This is a genomic window from Planomonospora parontospora (genome assembly GCA_014647935.1).
In the GTDB taxonomy this organism is placed as follows: domain Bacteria; phylum Actinomycetota; class Actinomycetes; order Streptosporangiales; family Streptosporangiaceae; genus Planomonospora; species Planomonospora parontospora.
On record BMQD01000100.1, the window covers coordinates 1 to 832 of the forward strand.

1 pseudogene is annotated in these 832 nt (G+C 74.8%); it reads left to right on the forward strand.

From position 1 onward, the window contains the following. Nucleotides 1-832 (forward strand): annotated as a pseudogene (locus IEZ07_RS35295) (lantibiotic dehydratase); the annotation flags it as partial.

Sequence of the window (832 nt, forward strand, 5' to 3'; positions counted from 1 at the left end):
CTCGCGGCGCCGCTGGAGGTCATCCTCACCACCGCCCGCTGGCTGACCGCCGAACTCGCCGACGCCTACGCCACGGCGTTGCGCGAGCTCCACGACGACCTGCGGGAGGACACCGGCGACGGCCCGGTGAGCCTGGCCGACCTCATGTCGCTGGCCCAGGGGTTGTTCTGGGGCGAGGGGCGACGTCCCGCGGACGACGTCGCCGAGGACTTCACCCGGCGCTGGGAGAGCCTGTTCGGCCTGGAGCAGGACAGCGCCCGCGTCCGGTTGTCCGCCGCCGACCTGGCCGAGGCGGTGGCGCGGCTGTTCCCCGCGCGGCGGCCGGGCTGGTCCACCGCCCGGTTGCACAGCCCCGACCTGCAGATCTGCGCCACCGACGTCGAGGCGATCAACCGCGGCGACTACCAGGTGGTCCTCGGTGAGCTGCACGCGGCGTGGCCGACGTTCGACTGCGACCTCTTCACCGTCTGGCACCCCGAGGTCCACCGGCTGCGGGACGAGTTGTCCGCCGACGTCGGCGAGCACCGGGTCCGGCTGCTGTACCCCGCCGCCTGGCCCCGGCAGACGGGACGGGTAGCGGCGTCGCTGACCGGCGTCACCGACCGGCTGCTGGGGTTCGCCGCGGCGCCGGGCGCCGACCCGGACCGGTTGCTGCCCGCGACCGCGGTCACCGTCTCGGACGAGGACGGCGAGCTGGTCGCCACGGCCCCCGACGGGCACCGGTGGCCGCTGATCGAGATGTTCGCCGGGATGCTCAACGGGCTCGCCGTCGACGCGTTCAAGCTCGCGCTGCCCGTCCCGCACGCCCCCCGGATCACCATCGACCGGCTGG